The organism is Steroidobacter sp., assembly GCF_016790065.1.
Classification (GTDB): Bacteria; Pseudomonadota; Gammaproteobacteria; order Steroidobacterales; family Steroidobacteraceae; genus Steroidobacter.
In genome coordinates, this window is sequence record NZ_JAEUPY010000037.1 from 1 (window position 1) to 2397 (window position 2397).

Here is a 2397-nt window from a genome sequence, read left to right on the forward strand (position 1 = left end):
CAAGATCGTCAGAGCGGTCGGACGCTGTGGCGATGGTCTCGACGCTGTCGATCCCATGCGCGTCGCGTTGAAAACCATTGCCGGCCTGTACGATGGCGCGACCACTCGCGAGCTGGACGAGCTGTCGATCCGTACCGCTGCGTCGTTCACGTTCGAAGAGCCTGAGTATTCGCGCCTTGCCGCGCGCTTGCTCTCAGGGTTCATCGACAAAGAAGTGCAGGGCATGGGCGTGTACTCGTTCTCGCAGTCCATCCGGCTGGGCTTCGACGTCGGCTTGATCAACGAGCGAGTGATGAGCTTCGTCGAGAGCAATGCTCGCAAACTCAACGACGCCATCGACGCGCGCCGCACGCAGGAGTTCGAGTACTTCGGCCTGAAGACGCTGTACGACCGGTATTTGCTGAAGCACCCGACGCGCCGGTTGGCGCTCGAGTCGCCGCAACAGTTCTGGATGCGCATCGCCTGCGCGTTGAGCACCAGCGTGCACGAGGCCATCGACCTGTATCACGTGTTCTCGTCGCTGGACTACATCCCCAGTTCGCCGACGCTGTTCAACGCCGGTACGCGTCACGAGCAGCTGTCGAGCTGCTTCCTGCTGGATTCGCCCGGCGATTCGCTCGAGTCCATCTACGACAAGTACAAGGACATCGCGCTGCTGTCGAAATTCTCCGGCGGCATCGGTGTGGCTTGGCACCGCGTGCGCTCGGAAGGCTCGCTGATTCGTGCGACCAACGGCCTTTCCAACGGCATCGTGCCGTGGTTGAAGACGCTGGACTCGTCAGTCGCAGCGGTCAATCAAGGTGGCAAGCGCAAAGGCGCGGCGTGTGTGTATCTCGAACCGTGGCACGCCGACATCGAAGCGTTCCTGGAGTTGCGCGACAACACCGGCGACGAAGGCCGACGCACCCATCACATCAATCTGGCGAATTGGATTTGCGATCTGTTCATGCGCCGCGTGGAAGCCGACGAACAGTGGTCGTTGTTCGATCCCAAAGACGTGCCGGAACTGCCGGACCTGTGGGGTGAGGCGTTCGAAGCGGCTTACATTCAGGCCGAGGCCCGAGGAGTGGCGCGCAAATCGGTTCGCGCTCGCGACTTGTACGCCCGGATGATGCGCACGCTGGCGCAAACCGGTAACGGCTGGATGACGTTCAAGGACAAGTGCAACCGTGCCGGCAATCAAACGGCGCGCGCTGGCAACACCATTCATTTGTCGAATCTTTGCACCGAGATTCTCGAAGTCACCAGCGAAGGCGAGACCGCGGTCTGCAACCTGGGCTCGATCAATCTGGGTCGTCATGTGATCGACGGCGCGTTCGATTTCGACAAGCTCGCGCAGACCGTGCAGACGGCCGTGCGACAGCTGGACCGCGTAATCGACCTGAACTTCTATCCCATCGGCACGGCCCGCGCGTCGAACATGCGTTGGCGTCCGGTCGGCTTGGGTGTGATGGGCTTGCAGGATGTGTTCTTCCAGATGCGGCTGGCATTCGACAGCCCGCAGGCGAAAGAAATGTCGACGCGCATCGCCGAGACGGTCTACTTCCACGCGTTGCGCACGTCGATGGAGTTGGCTCGTGAACTCGGCGCTCACGATGCGTTCAAGGACACGCGTGCGGCCGACGGAGAACTGCAGTTCGACAGCTGGGGCGTGACGCCGTCGGATGTGGCGAAGTGGAACACGCTGCGCGAAGAGGTCAAAGCGCACGGTTTGCGTAACAGCTTGCTGATCGCCATTGCGCCGACGGCGACCATCGCCTCGATTGCCGGTTGCTACGAGTGCATCGAGCCGCAGGTTTCCAACCTGTTCAAGCGCGAGACTTTGTCTGGCGACTTCTTGCAAGTGAACCGTTACCTGGTCGAGGAACTGAAGCGGCTCGGTCTGTGGACCGACGAGACTCGCAACCAGATCAAGCTGGCCGACGGCTCGGTGCAGGGCATCGCCGACATTCCCGAAGCGTTGCGGGCCATTTATCGCACGGCTTGGGAAGTTCCGATGCGCGCGTTGATCGATCTGGCGGCAGCTCGAGGCGCGTACATCGATCAAAGCCAGTCGCTGAATCTGTTCATGGCCAATCCGACCATCGGTCAGCTCTCCAGCATGTACATGTATGCGTGGAAGAGCGGGGTCAAGACCACTTATTACTTGCGCTCGCGCCCCGCGACCAACATCGCCAAGACCACGGTGCAAGCCACCCAGGCCGTAGTGAGCGACACGGCGGCGGTGGTGTGTTCCTTGGAAAATCCTGAAATGTGCGAGGCCTGCCAGTGAGCGCCGTGATGACTACCCGCCAGGCTTCGTTACTGGACTCCGGTTTCGATTTGACGCTGCGGCCGATGCGCTATCCGCGCTTCTATGAAATGTACCGGGCTGCGATCAAGAACACCTGGACCGTG

Annotated in this window: 1 protein-coding gene and 1 pseudogene; both read left to right on the plus strand. The window is 61.0% G+C overall.

Annotated elements, in window-relative coordinates; genetic code table 11:
• Window positions 1-2272, plus strand: a 2272-nt coding sequence (locus JNL55_RS01460) for a ribonucleoside-diphosphate reductase subunit alpha (RefSeq protein WP_293848492.1), incomplete at its 5' end; no start/stop codon positions are given.
• Window positions 2273-2280: 8 nt separating this feature from the next.
• Window positions 2281-2397: pseudogene (locus JNL55_RS37305) on the plus strand (ribonucleoside-diphosphate reductase); the annotation flags it as partial.